14 protein-coding genes are annotated in these 19,373 nt (G+C 67.2%); 10 read left to right on the top strand and 4 right to left on the bottom strand.

The features are described 5' to 3' along the window. Window positions 1–25: 25 nt before the first annotated feature. The 3 genes from kbl to tdh all read right to left on the bottom strand — a co-directional run bounded on the left by kbl (window position 26) and on the right by tdh (window position 6,143). Window positions 26–1,225, bottom strand: a complete 1,200-nt coding sequence (kbl, locus tag UU7_RS13025; protein ID WP_007809016.1) for a glycine C-acetyltransferase — start codon at window positions 1,223–1,225, stop codon at window positions 26–28. A 79-nt stretch (window positions 1,226–1,304) separates the two neighbouring features. Beyond that, the gene (locus UU7_RS13020) at window positions 1,305–4,928 is read right to left on the bottom strand and encodes a DUF748 domain-containing protein (protein WP_157582260.1); all 3,624 of its coding nucleotides are present in this window, start codon (window positions 4,926–4,928) and stop codon (window positions 1,305–1,307) included. A gap of 180 nt (window positions 4,929–5,108) precedes the next feature. After that, window positions 5,109–6,143: an L-threonine 3-dehydrogenase gene (gene tdh, locus UU7_RS13015; protein WP_193385078.1), complete on the bottom strand. Its 1,035-nt coding sequence runs from the start codon at window positions 6,141–6,143 to the stop codon at window positions 5,109–5,111. Window positions 6,144–6,366: 223 nt separating this feature from the next. Between tdh and UU7_RS13010 the strand changes: the two genes are divergently transcribed. The 8 genes from UU7_RS13010 to UU7_RS12975 all read left to right on the top strand — a co-directional run bounded on the left by UU7_RS13010 (window position 6,367) and on the right by UU7_RS12975 (window position 15,378). After that, window positions 6,367–8,529 carry a S46 family peptidase gene (locus tag UU7_RS13010; RefSeq protein WP_007809010.1) on the top strand — a complete coding sequence of 721 codons (2,163 nt, stop codon included), beginning with the start codon at window positions 6,367–6,369 and terminating at the stop codon, window positions 8,527–8,529. Window positions 8,530–8,606: 77 nt separating this feature from the next. Beyond that, window positions 8,607–9,575 (top strand): tRNA (adenosine(37)-N6)-dimethylallyltransferase MiaA, encoded by a 969-nt coding sequence (gene miaA, locus UU7_RS13005; protein ID WP_007809008.1) that lies wholly within the window; start codon window positions 8,607–8,609, stop codon window positions 9,573–9,575. 132 nt (window positions 9,576–9,707) lie between these two features. Beyond that, complete coding sequence (gene hfq, locus UU7_RS13000; protein ID WP_007809007.1) at window positions 9,708–9,992, top strand: RNA chaperone Hfq; 285 nt, start codon at window positions 9,708–9,710, stop codon at window positions 9,990–9,992. Window positions 9,993–10,049: 57 nt separating this feature from the next. Then, window positions 10,050–11,351, top strand: coding sequence for a ribosome rescue GTPase HflX (gene hflX, locus UU7_RS12995; RefSeq protein ID WP_007809005.1), 1,302 nt, complete (start codon window positions 10,050–10,052; stop codon window positions 11,349–11,351). A 180-nt stretch (window positions 11,352–11,531) separates the two neighbouring features. Further along, the gene (hflK, locus tag UU7_RS12990) at window positions 11,532–12,602 is read left to right on the top strand and encodes an FtsH protease activity modulator HflK (RefSeq protein ID WP_007809003.1); all 1,071 of its coding nucleotides are present in this window, start codon (window positions 11,532–11,534) and stop codon (window positions 12,600–12,602) included. Next, window positions 12,602–13,468 (top strand): protease modulator HflC, encoded by an 867-nt coding sequence (gene hflC, locus UU7_RS12985; RefSeq protein ID WP_007809001.1) that lies wholly within the window; start codon window positions 12,602–12,604, stop codon window positions 13,466–13,468. The genes hflK and hflC overlap by 1 nt, the downstream gene beginning before the upstream one ends. A gap of 148 nt (window positions 13,469–13,616) precedes the next feature. Continuing rightward, window positions 13,617–14,909, top strand: coding sequence for an adenylosuccinate synthase (locus tag UU7_RS12980; protein WP_007808999.1), 1,293 nt, complete (start codon window positions 13,617–13,619; stop codon window positions 14,907–14,909). Window positions 14,910–15,105: 196 nt separating this feature from the next. Further along, complete coding sequence (locus UU7_RS12975; protein WP_007808998.1) at window positions 15,106–15,378, top strand: hypothetical protein; 273 nt, start codon at window positions 15,106–15,108, stop codon at window positions 15,376–15,378. A gap of 69 nt (window positions 15,379–15,447) precedes the next feature. Here the strand turns inward: UU7_RS12975 and UU7_RS12970 are convergent, their stop codons facing one another. Further along, window positions 15,448–15,795, bottom strand: a complete 348-nt coding sequence (locus tag UU7_RS12970) for a hypothetical protein (RefSeq protein WP_007808996.1) — start codon at window positions 15,793–15,795, stop codon at window positions 15,448–15,450. Window positions 15,796–16,142: 347 nt separating this feature from the next. Here UU7_RS12970 and UU7_RS12965 point away from each other — a divergent pair, with 347 nt between their 5' ends. Together UU7_RS12965 and UU7_RS12960 are read left to right on the top strand one after the other, a co-directional pair. Next, window positions 16,143–16,475 carry a hypothetical protein gene (locus UU7_RS12965; RefSeq protein ID WP_007808994.1) on the top strand — a complete coding sequence of 111 codons (333 nt, stop codon included), beginning with the start codon at window positions 16,143–16,145 and terminating at the stop codon, window positions 16,473–16,475. A gap of 164 nt (window positions 16,476–16,639) precedes the next feature. Further along, window positions 16,640–19,297 (top strand): M1 family metallopeptidase, encoded by a 2,658-nt coding sequence (locus tag UU7_RS12960; RefSeq protein ID WP_007808992.1) that lies wholly within the window; start codon window positions 16,640–16,642, stop codon window positions 19,295–19,297. Window positions 19,298–19,373: the final 76 nt, after the last annotated feature.

Genomic DNA, 19,373 nt, shown 5'->3' with positions numbered 1-19,373 from the left:
GGCGATGCCCTGGCTGTGCGCGGAATCAGCCCGCGATCACGCCCAGCTTTCGTCCCACCCTGGTGAACGCGGCTATCGCCCGGTCGAGGTGTTCGCGGGTATGCGCCGCGCTCATCTGCGTGCGGATGCGCGCCTGGCCCTGCGGCACCACCGGGTAGAAGAAGCCGGTGACGTAGATGCCTTCCTCCAGCAAGGCCGTGGCCATCGCCTGGGCCTTCGGTGCGTCGTAGATCATCACCGGCACGATCGGATGCACGCCGGGCTTGATGTCGAATCCCGCCGCGGTCATCTGCTCGCGGAAGTAGCGGGTGTTCTCCTTGAGCTGTTCGCGCAGGTCGCCGGCGCTGGCCAGCATGTCGAACACCTTGATCGCGGCGGCGACCACGTGCGGCGGCAGCGAGTTGGAGAACAGGTAAGGGCGCGAGCGCTGGCGCAGCAGCTCGATCACTTCCTTGCGGCCGGTGGTGAAGCCGCCCAGGGCGCCACCCAGCGCCTTGCCCAAAGTGCCGGTGAAGATGTCGATCCTGTCCATCACGCCGTTGACCTCGGCCGCACCGCGACCGGTGTCGCCGAGGAAGCCGGTGCAATGGCATTCGTCGATATGCACCATCGCATCGTATTTCGCGGCCAGCGCGGTGATCTCGTCGAGCCTGGCGATGAAGCCGTCCATCGAGAACGAGCCGTCGGTGGTGATCAGCTTGGTGCGCGCGCCGGCCGCGTCGGCGGCCTGCAGCTGCCTCTCCAGGTCGGCCATGTCACTGTTGGCGTAGCGGAAGCGCTTGGCCTTGCACAGGCGGATGCCATCGATGATCGAGGCGTGGTTGAGCGCATCGGAGATCACCGCGTCCTCTTCGCCCAGCAGCGGTTCGAACAGGCCGCCGTTGGCGTCGAAGCAGGCGGCGTAGAGGATGGTGTCCTCGGTGCCGAAGAAGGCCGCGATCTTCGCTTCCAGCTGCTTGTGCAGGTCCTGCGTGCCGCAGATGAAGCGCACGCTGGCCATGCCGAAGCCGTGCGTATCCAGCGCGTCCTTGGCGGCGGCGATCACTTCGGGGTGATCGGCCAGGCCCAGATAGTTGTTGGCGCAGAAGTTCAGTACCTTGCGGCCGCCTTCCAGCTCGATCTCGGCGGACTGCGGCGAGGTGATGATGCGTTCGGCCTTGAACAGGCCCTGCTCGCGGATGGATTCGAGTTCGCTGGCGTAGCGCGCCTTGGCTGAGTAGCTCATGGTGAATTCCGGCCGTTGGACAAAGCGCTATTGTAGGGCGCCAGGTGTTCGCTGCGCATGCGTATGTACTGCGCGGCGATCAATGCAGGCCGAAGTCCGCGCGAGTGGTCTTGCCCTTGTCGTCGATGCCCTTGGCGTCGAGTCGGGGCGGCTTGATCGCGACCCGCTTGTCGTCCAGCTTGCCATGCAGCCAGTCCTGCACGGCGGCGGCGCGGCGCGCGGCCAGTGCGCGCATCGCGGCGGCGTCCGTGTTCACGTGGGTTTCCAGCAGGCTGCGCATCTCGTCCGGTTCCAACGACTTGCTGAGCCCGAGGATGTTCCTGGGCTTTTCGAAGTCGGCGTGCCGATAGGCGCGCCGCAGATAGTGTTCGTATTCGTCCGGCGTCACGGTCACCTCCGCCAGCACCGCCGCCGAGGCGTCTGCGGCGACATCGTCACCTGACTCCCTGGCCAGCTTCTCGCGGCGGATCTGGTCATCCACGGTCACCTTGCGCAAACCGGCTTCGTCCAGCGACGGATCCACCCGGCCGCTGATGTCCAGGGTGAGCGCGGGCTTGCGGCTGAGCATCTGCACGATCTGTCCCAGGCGCTCCCTAGCGGGGGCATCCAGCACCGCCGAGCCGGGGGCGAACTCGACATGACCAAGATCCTCGTGGCCACCACCGAACGCGGCGGCGAGCAGGCGGAACGGTGCGGTGGCTGCCTTGGCGATGAGGTTGCCGAAGGCGCGCATGATCATGCCGCCGAGGCTGAACTGCGGATCATCCAGCGAACCGGATACCGGCACGTTCACGTCGATATTGCCCTGGGAATCCTTCAGCAGTGCCACCGCCAGCTTCACCGGCAGGTGCGACACGCCGGGGCTGTTCGCGCGCTCGCCGAAGGTCAGCTGGGTGATGAAGAGGTGGTTGTCCGCGTTGAGCCTGCCCTGGTCCAGCAGGTAGTGCACGTCGGCGGTCAGCTTGCCCCTGGTGATGGGGTAGCCGGTGTATTTGCCGGAATAGGTGCTGAGCCGGGTCAGTTCGATGTCGGTCGCCTTGCCCTTGATGTCGAGGAAGGCCACCGGCAGCAGCGGGTTGATGCTGCCACTGATGTCGACCGGCGAGGCATCGTCCAGTTTCGCCTGCGCCACGAGTTCGGCGGGCGGCTCGCCGGCGGTGGTGCCAAACGCGCCGATCCTGCCGCCGAGGCTGGTGAGGTTGGCGGTGTAGTTCGGCTTGATGAAGTTGTCGGTGTAGTTGAGCTGGCCATTGGCCAGGGTAACCTCGCCGATGCGGATGTCGGCGGCGGGCGCCGAGGCTGCACTGGACGCCGGTTGCGGCGCCGCCGGCGTGTTGCTCGCGGCGCGGGTCACCGACACCGGGGCCTGCTCGCCGTTGGCGATCACGTCGGACAGGTTCAGGCGCCCGTTGCTGTTGACGATGACGCGCGCGTAGAACGCATCCAGCACCAGAGCGCCCAGATGCACGCGCGGCGTGCCGCTGCCGTAGCGCAGGTCGATGCGCGAGCCGCGCAGCGAACGCCAGCGCATGAAGTCGTCGCCGGTGACCTTGTCCTGCATGCGCACGCGCTCGAACGCGGCGTCGCCCATGTAGTCGAAACGTGGCTCGGAGTGGCGGCCGTCGTAATGCAGTCTGCCGTCGCTGCTGAGACGGGCGCTGGTGACATCCACGTTCAGCGGCACGCTGGCGTAGGGTACGAAACCGGCGATGTCCAGTCGTTTGGTGATCAGCTGCAGTTCGGCGACTGCGGGCAGCGGTTGCAGCGTGCCGGCGGCGGCGAAATTGCCTCTGCCGATGCGACCCTCCAGCTTGATCCGACGTGGCTGGTCGAGCTTGTCGCTGAGCGCTTCGACATTGCCGTTGAGCGCCTCGATGAGCAGCGGCGTCGGCCTGGCGCCATTGATGCTGCGATCGGTGAGGCGCAGCGAGCCCTGTTCGACGCCAAGATGGGCGATGCTCCAGCGCCAGGCCGGACCTTCGTCACCGCTAGTGGGTACGGAGTGCTTGCCGGCAAACAGGCTGGTCAGGTTGATCCGGTCGTCGCGCTCGCGCACGGCGTCGACCTGCAGGCCGTTCGCCGTGACCTTGCCCAGTTGCGCGTTGCGGGTGGCCAGATCGAGCCGGGTGATACCGGCATCCAGTTGGCGCCATGCCACCGGGGTCGCCAGCCCGCTGGCCTGCGGCTCCAGCGCGAAGTCGCTGATGCCGAGTTGGGCCGGTTCGATGTGCAGGTTGGATGCCTTGCCCCAGTCCAGTCGCAGCTGGCCGCTGGCGTCGAGCCGGCCTTTCGCGATGCGCGCCGCCGTGGCGGATGCGGCCAGCGCCTGCAGCGGCACGAGCGACACCTGTTTCAGTTCGAGTGCACCGGCATAGTGGCTGGCGGCGAGGTCGACGTCGCCGCGTGCGCCGAGGCTGCCGCCGGCGAGCCGGCCGCTCAGCTCGAGCTTGGCGGCCGGCCCGGCGAGCGTGCCCAGGCCGAGCAGGCTGCCCTGCAGCCGGGTCAGCTGCAGCTTGGCCTGGCTGGCGTCGGCGTAGGTGAGCGCGCTGTCCTGCAGCGTGAGCGCGCTGATGCGCAGGTCGGTCGGCGGCGCCTTGTCAGCCTTGCTGGCCGCAGGTGACATCAGCGTGTCGAAGTTGTCGTGGCCCTCGGCACGCCGGGTGTAGAACAACGCGGCCCGTTCCAGCCGCATTGCGCCGAAATGGTAGCGTGAGGCCAGCGGTTGCACGTCGGTCAGTTCGAAGTTGCCGTGTCCCAGCTTGGCGATGGGTTCGCCCCGGCTGCTGTCGAGAGCGAGGTCGTCAACTTGCAGCTTGCCGGTGAGTTGCAGCTGCGGCGTCGGCTGCGTCTGCACGAAGTGCAGGGACAGCTTGCCGCTGAGCAGGCCCTCGGGAATGGCCACCGGCATCGTCGCCGGTACGTAGCCCAGGTAGCGCGGCAGGTCGAGCCGGTCGAGCTGGAAGCCGATGGTCGACTCTCGGCTGCTGGCGAACGGCTTGGTCTGGCCGTCGATGCGCAGCGGACTGCCGTCCACCGTCATGGCCAGCAGTGGCTGCACGAAGATGTCGGTGGAGCTGGGCAGGTTGGCCAGGAACGGGATGCCCAGTTCGAGCTTCTCGACGTGATGCCGCGCGCCCAGCAGGCGGTCGTCGAAGCGGACGTCGCCGCCATGGACGCTGATGTTGGACAGCGAGAAACGCGCCGGCTGGCTGTCCGGCGGCGCCGGCTTGGCAGTGAAGCGCTCGATCAGGTCGCTGAAGTTGAAGCGCTGGTTCCTGCCTCGCGTGATGGCGATCCGAGGCTGATCCAGGCGCAGTTCGTCCAGTACCGGAGCCAGGCGGAACAGCGAGCTCCACGAGGCGTTGAGCGTGAGCTGGTCGATGTCGACGAACGGGGTTTGTCCGTCTGTCTCGGGAAGGTGCAGCTTGCCGAACCGCAGGTTCAGCGTGAATGGATTGAAGCGCACCTGGCCGAGACTCAGCGGCCGACCCAGCACCTCCGCGGAATGGTGCTGCAGGTAGCTGCGCAGCAGCGGCGGAACGGCAAGAAAGCCGAGCAGGGCGTAGACCAGCAGCACGGCCGCGAGGATGGCGGCGATGCGGCGAGCGCGGGACGAGTGGCTCAGCTGCCGTGCACGCGTTCGTGCGGAATCCCACGCTGCACGCAGGGAGGTACGCAGCCGCGACAAGCTCGACCCGGACATACCGACCCCCCGAAGACACTGAATGGCTTGATCCGACCCGACGCGTTCGACGCGGGAGGGCCGATGACGAAATCTACCGCGACCGCGATTTGCAGGGGATGCCGCCCGCGACTTTCAGTCTGGTCGCGAGCGGTCATGCCCCGGGGTTTCGGGACGGCCGACTGGCGGCCCTCCCGAAGCTCAATGCCAGGAACAGACGACCTTGCCGCAGCTGCCGGCGTCCATCAGGTCGAAGCCCTTCTGGAAGTCGTCGATGTGGATCTGGTGGGTCAGCACCTTCTGCAGCGGGAAGCCGGTCAGCACCATCTGGGTCATCTTGTACCAGGTCTCGTACATCTTCCGGCCATAGATGCCCTGCAGGGTGAGGCCCTTGAAGATCACCTTGTCCCAGTCGATGCCGGCGCCGCGCGGCATGATGCCGAGCATGGCGACCTTGCCGCCGTGGTACATGCATTCGAGCATGTCGTTGAACGCGCGCGGGTTGCCGCTCATTTCCAGGCCCACGTCGAAGCCCTCCATGTGCAGGTCCTTCATCACGTCCTTGAGCGATTGGTTGGTGACGTTGACCACGCGGGTGGCACCCATGTCGGCAGCCAGCTTCAGGCGGTAGTCGTTGACGTCGGTGACCACCACGTTGCGCGCGCCGATGTGCTTGGCGATGCCGGCGGCGATGATGCCGATCGGGCCGGCGCCGGTGATCAGCACGTCCTCGCCGATCATGTCGAATTCCAGCGCGCAGTGCGCCGCGTTGCCGTACGGATCGAAGAACGCGGCCAGCTCAGACGGGATCTGGTCCGGGATGGGCCACAGGTTGGACGCCGGCATGCTCATGTATTCGGCGAACGCGCCGTTGCGATTCACGCCGATGCCGATGGTGTTCGGGCACAGGTGCGGGCGGCCGCCACGGCAATTGCGGCAGTGGCCGCAGACAATGTGGCCTTCGGCGGAGACGCGATCACCGACCTTGTAGCCGGTCACGCCCGGGCCGATCTCGGCGATGCGCCCCACGAACTCATGGCCGATGGTGAGGCCGGGCTTGATCGTGCGCTGGCTCCACTCGTCCCACTTGTAGATGTGCAGGTCGGTGCCGCAGATCGCGGTCTTCTCGATCTTGATCAGCACTTCGTTGGGGCCGACCACGGGCATCGGCACCTCTTCCATCCAGATGCCCTGTTCGGGCTTGCGCTTGACCAGGGCTTTCATCGTCTGCGACATGGGGAATCCATCGGTTGGCCCGCGCGGCGGGCAGGGAAGCGGCAATTATAGAGCGATCGCAGGCAGCCCCGAAGGCAGCGGCGCGACGGGACGGGCTGTGACAGGCGGTCCCACCCTGCCGAAAGTCACTACCGGTGGGCGACGGGTTTGCGGCATAAAGGTCGGCCGAATCGCAAGAAAATGCGATTCGGCCCCCTTTCCCCCTTTCTCCGAGGAGTGCTCCATGCGTCGTGTCCTGCTTGCTGCCGCGCTGACCGCCGGTCTTGCCGGTACCGCCCGTGCCGTCGAAGGCATGTGGCAGCCCGCCCAGTTGCCGAAAATCGCCGCCACGCTGAAACAGCATGGACTGAAGCTGGACCCGGCCAGCCTGACCGATCTGACCGCCTATCCGATGGGTGCGATCGTGAGCCTGGGCGGCTGCACCGCTTCCTTCGTCTCGCCCCAAGGCCTGGTGGTGAGCAACCATCACTGCGTCTACGGCGCGCTGCAGCTGAACTCCACGCCGGAAAACAACCTGATCGAGAAGGGTTTCCTGGCGAAGACGCAAGCCGACGAACTCTCCGCCGGCCCCACCTCGAGGATCTTCGTCACCGAGGAAATCCGTGACGTCACGAAGCAGGTCAATGCGAATCTCACCGATGCGATGAGCGGCGCCGAGCGCTACAAGGCGATCGAGCTGGCGATCAAGGAACAGGTCCAGGCCTGCGAAAGCGAAGGCTACCGCTGCGACGTTTACACCTTCCACGGCGGCTACAGCTACCAGTTGATCAGGCAGCTGGAGATCAAGGACGTGCGCCTGGTCTACGCGCCGCCGGATTCCATCGGCAAGTTCGGCGGCGACGTCGACAACTGGATGTGGCCGCGCCACACCGGCGACTTCGGTTACCTGCGCGCCTACGTCTCGAAGGACGGCAAGTCGGCCGCCTTCTCGAAGGACAACGTGCCGTATCAGCCCAGGCACGTGCTCAAGGTGAACCCGCAGGGCGTGGAAGCGGGCGACTACGTGATGGTGGCCGGCTACCCCGGCCGCACCAACCGCTACCGCCTCGCCGACGAGGTGCAGAGCTCGATCGACTGGATGTACCCGACGCAGATCAAGGTCTACGAGGACACGCTGGACATCATCAATACTGCCGGCAAGGCTGACCCCAAGGTGGCGGTGAAGTACGCCAGCATGGTCGCCGGCCTCAACAACTACCTGAAGAACTTCGGCGGCCAGCTCGAAGGCCTGCGTCGTGCCGACGCGGTCGAGGTCAAGCGCAACCAGGAGGCGGCGCTGGAAACCTGGCTGAAGCAGCAGGGCGGGGCGGAAAACGCCGCGCTGGCGGCGGACATCGGCAAGCTGCGCCAGCAGATCGCCGCCAACCAGGCCACCCGCGATCGCGACCTGGCCATCGGCCTGGTGACCCGCGCGTCGCTGTTCAGCACGGCGGTGCGCCTGACCCATCTGGCGAAGGAGCGGCCGAAGGCCGACCTCGAACGCGATGCCGGTTACCAGCAGCGCGACTGGGTGCGCATCGAAGGCGGCCTGAAGCAGATGGATCGCCGCTACGATCCGGGCGTCGACCAGCAGTTCATGGTCTACGGCCTCACGCGCTACGTGGCCTTGCCGCAGGCGCAGCGTCTGCCTGCGCTCGACGCCTGGCTGGGTGGTGCGAAGACCGAAGCCCAGCTCAGGCAGAAGGTTGCCGCGCTGTATGCCGGCAGCAAGCTCGGCAATGTCGACGAGCGCATGAAGTGGTTCGCTGCAGACAGCAAGGCGATCGACGCCAGCAGCGACAGCATGCTCAAGCTCGCCCGCGCGGTGCAGCCGCAGCTGAAGGCGCTGGAAGACGAAGGTGATGCCCGCGACGGCGAGATGAGCAAGCTGCGCCCGCGCTACATGCAGGCGATGATCGCGTGGAAGGATTCGCAGAAGCTGCCGGTCTACCCGGATGCGAACAGCTCGCTGCGGGTCACCTTCGGCAACGTGCAGGGCGTGGCGCCCCGTGATGGCGTCAGCTACGCGCCGTTCACCACCGCCCAGGGCATCGTCGAGAAGTACACCGGCGCCGAACCGTTCGACGCGCCGAAGGCCGAGCTCGATGCGATCAAGGCCAAGGCGTTCGACAGCTATGCCTCGCCGAAGCTGGGCACGCTGCCGGTCAACTTCCTGGCCGACCTGGACATCACCGGCGGCAACTCCGGTTCGCCGGCGATGGACGCGAACGGCCAGCTGGTCGGCCTGGCGTTCGACGGCAACTGGGAATCGGTGAGCGGTGACTGGCTGTTCAATCCCGAGCTCAACCGCTCGATCCAGGTCGACGTGCGCTACATGCTGTGGGTGATGCACCACCTCGACCACGCCGACAACCTGCTGAAGGAAATGGGCGTGCCGGCGAAGTAACCCGCTGGTTTGCGCAAGTACCGGGCCCGCGTCATCGACGCGGGCCTTTGCGTTGCGGCAACCTCTAAACTAGCGCCATGCCCGTCGATCACCGCCCCCTCGCCATCTTCCTGATGGGCCCCACCGCCTCCGGCAAGACTGCGCTGGCGTGCGAACTGAGCGAGCGTTTCCCGCTGGATCTGGTCAGCGTCGATTCGGCCCTGGTCTACCGCGGCATGGATATCGGCACGGCCAAGCCCGACCCGGCGACGCTGGCGCGCCACCCCCACGCACTGGTCGACATCCGTGATCCCGCCCAGCCGTACTCGGCCGCGGATTTTCGCGCCGATGCGGTGCCGGTGATGGAGCGGATCAGCGCGCAGGGCCGGGTGCCCCTGCTGGTCGGCGGCACCGGGCTGTATTTCCGCGCGTTGCAGTCGGGCCTGTCCGACCTGCCCGAGGCCGACCCGGCCACGCGGGCGCGGCTGGGCGCCGAGGCGGCGCAGTCCGGCTGGCCGGCGCTGCATGCGCGGCTGGCCCAGGTCGATCCGGTCGCGGCGAGCCGCATCGACAGCAACGACACGCAGCGCCTACAGCGTGCGCTGGAAGTGTTCGAGCTGACCGGCCGTCCATTGTCCGAGTTGCAGCGGGGCGGGGCGGGCGCGGTGTTCCCGTGGCGGGTGCTGAAGATCGCCCTGCTGCCGGCCGATCGGCAGCGGCTGCACCAGCGCATTGCGCACCGTTTCGACGACATGCTGGCCGATGGCTTCCTCGACGAGGTGCGCGCGTTGCGTGCCCGGGGCGATCTCGATGCCGACCTGCCGGCGATCCGCGCCGTCGGCTATCGGCAGGCGTGGGAACACCTGGATGGCCGCAGCAACGCCGCAGAGTTCCGCGACCGGGCCATCTTCGCCACCCGCCAGCTGGCCAAGCGCCAGATCACCTGGCTGCGCAGCGACTACGGCGCACGCCTGTTCGAGCCCGATCAGGCCGGCATGGCGACGCGCGTTGCCGGCGCGGTGCAGCTGTTTGTCGACAGCCCGGGAGAATCCGTGCCGCCAATGTGACGGCACGCACTTGCGGGGCGCAAAAATCTTCTTTCATCAAGCATTTGAAAGCAGTTAACATCGAGTCATGTTGGGCCGGGGCGCCACTGGCGTTTTTTCTCCGGTCTGTTTGGTGCAAGGGGAGAACAAGAAATGTCCAAGGGGCAATCGTTGCAGGATCCATTTTTGAATGCGCTGCGGCGCGAACGGGTGCCAGTGGCCATCTATCTGGTCAACGGCATCAAGCTGCAGGGGACCGTCGAGTCGTTCGACCAGTTCGTGGTGCTGCTGCGCAACCAGGTCAGCCAGATGGTCTACAAGCACGCCATCTCCACCGTGGTGCCCAGTCGCAACGTGCGCATCGGCAATGGTCATGACGGCCACGATGGCCACGACCATCCGGCAGATGCCTCGGGCGGTGCCGACGCTGACGCTTGATACCGCGGCGGTCAGCCCGCATGAAGAAGGTTTGCTCCCGAAGGATCACGCCCACTCGTGTTTGACCGTCAAAAGAAAGGCGATCGTGCCGTCCTCGTCCTGCCGCATTCGCGTGGCGAGGGCGACACGGCACGCCGTGCGGAGGAGTTCGCCGAACTGGTGAAGTCCGCCGGCGCCGAGGTGCTCGCCGTGATCAGCGCCCGCGTCGAAGATCCCAACCCCCGTTACTACATCGGCAGCGGCAAGGCCAACGAGGTCGCCGAGGCGGCGCGTGCGCTGGACGCCGACCTGGTGCTGGTCGACCACCTGCTGACCCCGGTGCAGGAGCGCAACCTCGAAAAGCACCTGGGCGTGCGCGTGGTCGACCGCGCCGGGCTGATCCTCGACATCTTCGCCCAGCGCGCCCGTTCGCACGAAGGCAAGCTGGAAGTGGAACTGGCCCAGCTCAAGCACCTGGCCACCCGCCTGGTGCGTGGCTGGACCCATCTGGACGCCCAGCGCGGCGGCGCCATCGGCAACCGCGGTCCCGGCGAAACCCAGCTGGAAACCGACCGCCGCCTGCTCGGCGAGAGGGTCAAGCAGCTCACCAAACGCCTGGAAAAGGTCCAGGTCCAGCGCGGCCAGCAGCGCCGTGCGCGCATGCGCAACACGGTGCCGCGGGTGGCCCTGGTCGGTTACACCAACGCCGGCAAGTCGACCCTGTTCAACGCACTGACCACCGGCGACGTGTTCGCCGCCGACCTGCTGTTCGCCACGCTCGACCCGACCGTGCGCAAGCTGGAGGACCTCAGCTGCGGACCTGCGGTGATCGCGGACACGGTGGGCTTCATCCGCGAGTTGCCGCATGACCTGGTGGCCGCCTTCCGCGCCACCCTGGCCGAGGCTCGCGACGCCGATCTGCTGCTGCACGTCAGCGACGCCGCCGACGAGGAGCGCGAGCGGCTGCATCGGGTGGTCGACAACGTGCTGGAGGAAATCGACGCTGGTGACGTGCCGCAACTGCGGGTGATGAACAAGATCGACCTGGCCGGCGCCGAGCCGCGGATCGAACGCGATGCCAGCGGCAAGCCGGTGCGGGTCTGGTTGTCCGCCGCCACCGGCGTCGGCCTCGACCTGCTGCGCCAGGCGCTGGGCGAGCTGCTGGGCGGCGAGCGGGTGCGCTCGCCGCTGCACCTGCCGCTGTCGGCCGGGCGCCTGCACGCCCGGCTCAAGGCGGCGGGCGCGATCAGCGGCGAGTCGATCGACGAACATGGCTGGCAGCTGCACATCGACGCCCCGCGCAGTGTCATCGCCCCGCTTGGCGGCGGCGATCCGGTCGAGGCGAAACTGCTGCAGGAGCTGCTGGCCGTGGCGGAATGACGCCGTTCCCGGCGCGCGGCGGCAGGCGCGCTCTGATAGAATCCCCGATGTTTGCGCGGCCGCGAAGGGCGGCTCGCACAGGATTTTCGACAGCCTCGGCTGAATCTCAATGCAACCCGGTGCAACACGTGTTTCGACCGTGGTTGCCGGCCCCCGGACGTCCCCAAAGGAGACCGACTCGTGGCATGGAATGAACCCGGCAACAACGGGCAAAAAGATCCGTGGAACAGGAATCGCCAGGGCGGCAAGTCGCCGGTGGATGACCTGCTGAACAAGGCCCGGAACCGCGTCGGCAAGATGGGGCAGGGGCCGGGCAGCATCCTCACCGGCGTCGTGGTGCTGCTGGTGGTCGGCCTGCTGTTCAGCAGCTACACCATCATCGGCGCGCGCCAGCAGGGCGTGGTGCTGCGGTTCGGCCAGTATTCGCGCACCCTGGCGCCGGGCTTCCACCTGAAGCTGCCGCAGCCGATCGAGTCGGTGAACAAGGTCGAGGCCACCCGCATCCGCTCGGTGACCGACAAGGTGGCCATGCTGACCCGCGACGAGAACATCATCACGATCGACTTCACCGTGCAGTACCAGGTGGACGACTCGCGCAAATACCTGTTCTCGCTGAACGATCCCGACGGCACCATCAGCGCCGCGGCCGAGGCCGCCGTGCGCTCGGTGATCGGCGGCAGCGACATGGACCAGATCCTGTCGGCCGCCGGCGCCAGCCTGGTCGCCCAGGCGCAGCAGGCGCTGCAGAAGACGCTGGACAGCTACGACTCCGGCCTGCGCGTCACCGAGGTCAGCTTCCAGAACGTGGCGCCGCCGAACGAGGTGAAGGACGCCTTCGACGACGTCAACAACGCCCGCGAAGACAAGCAGAGCATCGAGAACGGCGCCCTGGCCTACGCCAGCAAGGTGGTGCCGGTGGCCCGCGGCGACGCCGCCCGCATCGCGGCCGAAGCGGCCGGCTACAAGGCCGAGCGCATCGCCCGCGCCCAGGGTGACGCGGCGCGCTTCGACCTGCTGCTGAAGGAATACAAGGCCGCGCCGGAAGTGACCCGCAAGCGGCTGTGGCTGGAAACGATGGAACAGGTGATGGCGAAGAACCCGAAGGTGATCGACGGCTCCGGCGGTCGCAACATCATCAACCTGCCGACGCTGCAGGGCGGCGCCACGACCACGTCGCCCGACTCGGCGGTGGTGGGCACGGTGGTCGCACCCGCCACCGGCGATGCGGCCAGCAAGGGGGCGCAGCCATGATGAAGATGGGCTCCATCGTCCTAGCCGTGCTGATCGCCCTGCTCGGCATCAACAGCATGTTCGTGGTCAGCGAGGGGCACAGCGCCCTGTTGCTGCAGTTCGGCCGCATCGTGCGCACCGACTACCAGCCCGGCCTGCATTTCAAGCTGCCGGTGATCCAGCAGGTGATGAACTTCGACAAGCGCATCCTGTCGCTGGACGCGCCGCCGGAGCGTTACTTCACCTCCGAGAAGAAGAGCGTCAACGTCGACTTCTACGTGAAGTGGCGCGTCGCCGACAACGCCGCCTACTACCGCGCCACCGGCGGCGACCAGCTGCAGGCCGCACAGCGGCTGACCCCGATCGTGAAGGACGCGCTGCGCTTCGAGTTCAACGCCCGCACCTTGCCCGACCTGATCTCCGGCGGCCGCAAGGACATCACCGAGCGCGTGCGCGCCCAGACCGACGCGTCGGCGCGCAAGAACCTCGGCATCGCCGTGGTCGACGTGCGCATCAAGCGCATCGACCTGCCCAACGAGGTCAGCGAATCGGTGTACAAGCGCATGCGTGCCGAGCGCCTGCAGCTGGCCAACGAACTGCGCTTCACCGGCCAGGAATCGGCCGAGACGATCCAGGCCGACGCCGACCGCCAGGGCCAGGTGCTGCGCGCCGATGCCCAGCGCGATGCGGCCAAGGTCCGCGGCGAAGGCGACGCCCAGGCGGCCACCATCTACGCGCAGGCCTACAACCAGGACCCGGAGTTCTTCAGCTTCTACCGCAGCCTGTCGGCGTACCGCAGTTCGTTCGAGGACGGCAAGGGCGTGATGATCCTGAAGCCCGACGACGAGTTCCTGCGCTACTTCGAACAGTCCAGCTCCAAGCGCTGAGTTTTTCAGCCTCTGAGCCCGGCCAGGGACGGCCGGTCGCGGATCGGTCATGCAAGTGACCGCACCGGTGCTGCTGCAGATTTTTCATTGATACGCGCGGCCCATCCCGGCGGCGCAAAACCTGATCGAAACCTCCCGGAGTAATGCAATGGGCAAGTCAGTAGTCATCCTCGGAGCCCAGTGGGGCGACGAAGGCAAGGGCAAGATCGTCGACCTGCTGACCGAGCGGGTCAGTGCGGTGGCGCGCTTCCAGGGCGGCCACAACGCCGGTCACACGCTGGTGATCAAGGGCAAGAAGACCGTGCTGCACCTGATCCCCTCGGGCATCCTGCGCGACGACGCGCTGTGCCTGATCGGCAACGGCGTGGTGCTGTCCCCCGAGGCGCTGATCCAGGAAATCGCCGAGCTCGAGGCCAACGGCGTCGAAGTGCGCTCGCGCCTCAAGATCAGCCCGGCCACGCCGCTGATCATGCCGTACCACATCGCGGTGGACAAAGCGCGCGAGATCGCCGCCGGCGGCAAGGCCATCGGCACCACCGGCCGCGGCATCGGCCCGGCCTACGAGGACAAGGTCGCCCGCCGCAGCGTGCGCGTGGCCGATCTGATGTACCCGCACGAGCTGCCGGCACTGATCAAGACCGCGGTCGACTACCACAACTTCATCCTCACCCAGTGGCTGAAGGTCGAGCCGGTCGACTACCAGAAGGTTCTCGACGACGCGCTGGCCTGGGGCGAATACATCCGCCCGCTGGTCGACGACGTCGCCACCATCCTGCATGACGTGCGCGCCGAAGGCGGCAACATCCTGTACGAGGGCGCCCAGGGCGCGCTGCTCGACATCGACCACGGCACCTATCCCTACGTCACCTCGTCCAACACCACCATCGGCGGCGCGCTGGCCGGCACCGGCGTGGGCGCACGCGACATCGACTACGTGCTGGGCATCTGCAAGGCCTACGCCACCCGCGTCGGCAGCGGCCCGTTCCCCACCGAACTGCACGACGAGATGGGCGAGCGCCTGCGCAAGGTCGGCAACGAATTCGGCGCCAGCACTGGCCGCCCGCGCCGCTGCGGCTGGATCGACCTGGTCGCGCTGAAGCGCGCCACCCAGATCAACGGCATCAACGGCCTGGCCATCACCAAGCTCGACGTGCTCGACGGCCTGGAAACCATCAAGGTCTGCATTGCCTACGAATACCGGGGCAAGCGCCGCGAACTGGCCCCGCTCGACGCCGACGGCTGGGACGAGTGCAAGCCGGTCTACCTGGAATTCCCCGGCTGGCAGGAATCCACCGCCGGCATCCGCGAATGGAACAAGCTGCCGCCGGCAGCGCGTGCGTACCTGCGCGCCGTCGAGGAGCTGTCGGGCTGCAAGCTGGCCCTGGTCGCTACTGGTGCCGATCGTGATGACACGATCAGCCTGGATGATCCGTTCGCCTGATCGCGAATGTCGCTGAGAAAGAAGCCCCGCATCGCGGGGCTTTTTCATGGTGCTTTAGCGAGGAGAGCCGCTCCAGCCTTTGGTTGGCATGTCAAAAGGGGCGTCGACGCTTTCCCTGCTGCAGCGTGTTGACCTGAACTTCGCATCCGCCGATCTACGGTGCCCGCGACCGGGTCAACCGCAGCGGGAGAACACCATGTCCGACGAACACGCCAAGACACCGCTCGACCACATCGGCGACACGCTGGTGCAGCTCAAGGAGATGCGGCACTACGCGAAGAACAACGTGGAGACGCTGACCACGGCGTGGCTGCTGTACGACGGCGAGTTGTCGAAGCTGAAGCAGGCGCAGAGGATCGCCGACCTGATGGACCGGCAGGCACAGCTGCATGAGGCGCTGGAGCAGGCGATCGCCGGGCTGGAAGAGCTGCAGGAAAAACTGAAGCCCGAGCCGGCGGCCGACGCCTGAGGACCGGCCGGCCCGGGTTGCAGCGCAGGAAGGCCCCGTCGACGGGGCCTTCTTCATTTGTGCCGGCGATCAGTGGCGCTGGCGGTGAATTACGCGGCTGTTGCGGTTTTCCGCGCGGTTGAGGCGGCGGGTTTCGCCCTTGGTCAGGTGGCCGTTGTGCTTCGCTTCGGCGGCGCTTTCGCGCTGGGCGATGTTGGCGGCGCGGCGTTCGTCGTTGGCCGCCTGCTGCGGCGTGATGGTGCCGTTGGCGACGCCTTTGGCAGTGCGCGCCTGCTGGTTGTCGATGCGCTGGTTGACCTCGTTGACGCGGGGGTGACCGGGGACGGTGGTGTCGGTGGCCATCGCGCTGGCGCTGGCGAACGCGGTGCAGGCGATCAGGCTGAGCAGACCGAGGCGGATCATCGAAGCGTGGTTCATGACGGTGTCCTTCAGTGTGTGAGGCCGGCGTTGGGGTACTGCCATGTCGTGCCGGACGAACGGCGGCATGCCGGAAGGAGAACGCCGCTCCGCGCCGCGCGTTGACGGCGTGACGGGTCACCGCAAGCGCTGCGGTTCAGCACCGCGACAGGCCGGTTCTGGCGGCGCCCGCGACGAACCCGTGCCATCAGTCACGCGCAACCCCGCGCGCGCCGGTCGCATCCATGATCCATGGGTGGCGCGGCTTGCAGGGGTTTCGCGCGCCTCACGAAGGATCTGCCCGATCACCCGGCGGCGCCGCGAAGACGCCGGCCGGTTCCCCCGAATGACTCCGCGAGGTATGACTGATGCGTGCACTTCTGGTTCTGCTGTTGTCTGGTGGCGTGTTGTCGATGGCGCAGGCGGCCTCGGTCCATTACGTCGACGTGGTCAACGATTCGGCCAGCAACGTGACGGCGGTGTCCGCCACGAGGGACGGCCTGCGCTGGGAGCCGCTGGCCGTCGGCTACCGCTCCTTGCAGGCGAACAGCGTGATCACGCTGGCGGTGCAGCGCGAAGGCGGCTGCCGCCGCGACTTCCGCGTGGACTTCGTCGACGGGCGGCAGATGACGGTGCAGGGCTTCGACATCTGCCGCAACCGCAGCCTGCACCTGGGCCGGGCGTTGGCCCGGGCGCGCTGAGCCGGACGCTGCCGGGCGAAGGGCGACCGGGCTCGTCCATGACTTCCGGCGCTTTCCGGCGCCGGGGCATGCGCGCCACCATCGCCGGAATGACCGCCTCGGCGCCGGTTTTTCGTCGGCCCGCGGCATTCCGCACTTCGCCCACCCTGACACGGAAGATACTCATGCGCAGCACCTTGCTGGTTTCCGCGATCGCCCTGGCGCTCGCCGGCGTTTCGATGACGGCCATGGCGGCCACGCCGGCGGCGACGTCCGCGACCGACCTGGCCACCACCCAGCTGCCGCGCACGGTGCGGCCCAGCCATTACGACGTGGCGGTGACGCCGCATGCGGACAAGCTGAGCTTCGACGGCCAGGTGACGGTGACCGTCGACGTGCTGCAGCCGACCCGCAGCATCACGCTCAACGCGATCGACATGACGTTCTCGTCGGTGCGCCTGACCCCGACGAAACTGAAGATCGCCATCGCCGCGCCCAAGGTGACGGTGGATGCGAAGGCGCAGACGGCGACGTTCACCTTTGCCCAGCCGCTGCCCGCCGGCACCTACCAGCTGGCGATGAGCTACACCGGCAAGATCGGCACCCAGGCCAACGGCCTGTTCGCGATCGACTACGACACCACCGCGGGCAAGAAGCGCGCGCTGTACACCCAGTTCGAGAACTCCGACGCCCGCCGCTTCATCCCGTCGTGGGACGAGCCGGCCTACAAAGCCACCTTCAACCTCGCCGTGACCGTGCCCAGCGACGAGATGGCGGTGAGCAACATGCCGGTCGCCTCGACGAAGGACCTGGGCAATGGCCTGAGCCGGGTGACGTTCCAGCCGTCGCCGAAGATGTCGACCTACCTGCTGTTCTTCGGCCTGGGCGAGTTCGAGCGCGCCACCACCATGGCCGACGGCACCGAGATCGGCGTGATCACGCAGAAGGGCAAGAAGGCGCAGGCCGGCTTCACCCTGCAGTCCGGCGCGGCCGTGCTGAAGGAGTACAACGACTACTTCGGCGTGCCGTATCCGCTGCCCAAGCTGGACAACATCGCCTCGCCGGGCAGCAGCCAGTTCTTCTCCGCGATGGAGAACTGGGGCGCGATCTACACCTTCGAATACGCCTTGCTGCTGGACCCGAATTTCTCGACCCAGTCGGACAAGCAGAACGTGTTCAACACCGCCGCCCACGAAATGGCGCACCAGTGGTTTGGCGACCTGGTGACGATGCGCTGGTGGGACGACCTGTGGCTCAACGAAGGCTTCGCCTCGTGGATGGCCGCGCGCACCACCGAGAAGCTGCACCCGGAATGGCATACCCACCTGGATGCGGTGGGCACGCGCGAGGGCGCGATGTCGCGCGACGCGGTCGCCACCACGCACCCGGTGGTGCAGCACGTGGAGACGGTGGAGCAGGCCAGCCAGGCGTTCGACGCGATCACCTACGCCAAGGGCGAGGCGGTGATCAACATGCTGGAAGCCTATGTCGGCCCCGATGCCTGGCGCGCCGGCGTGCGCAACTACATCAAGGCCCACGCCTACGGCAACACGGTGTCGGACGACCTGTGGAAGGCAGTGCAGGGCGCGGCCGGCAAGCCGGTCACCCAGATTGCGCACGATTTCACCCTGCAGCCGGGCATTCCGCTGATCCGCGTGGCGTCCTCCGCGTGCAGCAACGGCAAGACCACGCTGACCCTGAGCCAGGGCGAGTTCACCAAGGATCGCCCGAACAAGACGCCGCTGAAGTGGCACGTGCCGGTGATCGCGCAGAGCATCGGCGGCAGCGAGGTCGCCCGCACCGTGGTGGACGGCAAGGCCACGCTGGAGGTGGCCGGTTGCGGCCCGGTGCTGGTGAACGCGGGGCAGAGCGGCTACTACCGCACGCTGTACACGCCGGCGGAATTCGCCGCGATCAAGGGCCAGTTCGCCAAGCTGGCGCCGATCGACCAGATGGGCCTGATGGGCGACAGCTGGGCGCTGGGCATGGCCGGCCTGCAGCCGGCGTCCAGCTACCTCGACCTGGCCCAGGTCACCCCGGCCGATGCCGACCCGCAGATCTGGGGCGACATCGCGGGCAGCTTCGCCGGCCTGCACGGCTATTACCGTGGCGACGACGCCCGTCAGGCGCGTCTTGATGCGTTCGCGGTCAAGCAGCTGAAGCCGGTGTTTGCCCGCGTGGGCTGGGAGGCGAAGGCCGACGAGGGCGACCCCACCACGATCCTGCGCACCCAGCTGATCGGCGTGCTGGCCGACCTCGGCGATGCTGACGTGATCAGCGAAGTGCAGCGTCGCTACGCCGCGCAGGACACCGATCCGAAGGCCGTGCCGGCGGCCCTGCGCAAGACCATCTACGCGGTGGTGGCGCGCAACGCCGACGCGGCGACCTGGGACCAGCTGCATGCGAAGGCCAAGGCCGAGACCACGCCGCTGATCAAGGACCGCCTGTACGCGCTGCTTTCGATCAGCAAGGACAAGGCGCTGGCCAAACGCGCGCTGGAGCTGGCGCTGACCGACGAACCGGGCGCCACCAACAGTGCCGGCATGATCGCTGCGGTGGGCTACGAGCACCCCGACATGGCCTGGGAATTCGCGATGGCGCACCGGGCGCAGATCGACAAGCTGGTCGACTCCACCTCCAGCAGCCGCTACTACCCGGGCATCGGCGCCAGTTCCAATGATCCGGCGATGATCGACAAGATCAACGCCTACGCCGACGCGCACATCGCCAAGGGCTCGCGCCGCGCGGCGGAGACGGTGATCGCGAACATCCAGTACCGGCAGATGGTGCGCAAGGAACGGTTGCCCGCGATCGACGCCTGGCTGGCGAAGAACGGCGGCTGATCCGCTCGCGCAGAGCCTGTGAAGAAAACCACTTCCTGTGGTTTTCTTCCGTCGCACGTCCGGTACATGCCCGGAC

The organism is Rhodanobacter spathiphylli B39 (assembly GCF_000264295.1).
Classification (GTDB): Bacteria; Pseudomonadota; Gammaproteobacteria; order Xanthomonadales; family Rhodanobacteraceae; genus Rhodanobacter; species Rhodanobacter spathiphylli.
This window is presented reverse-complemented; position numbering and strand designations above follow the sequence as displayed.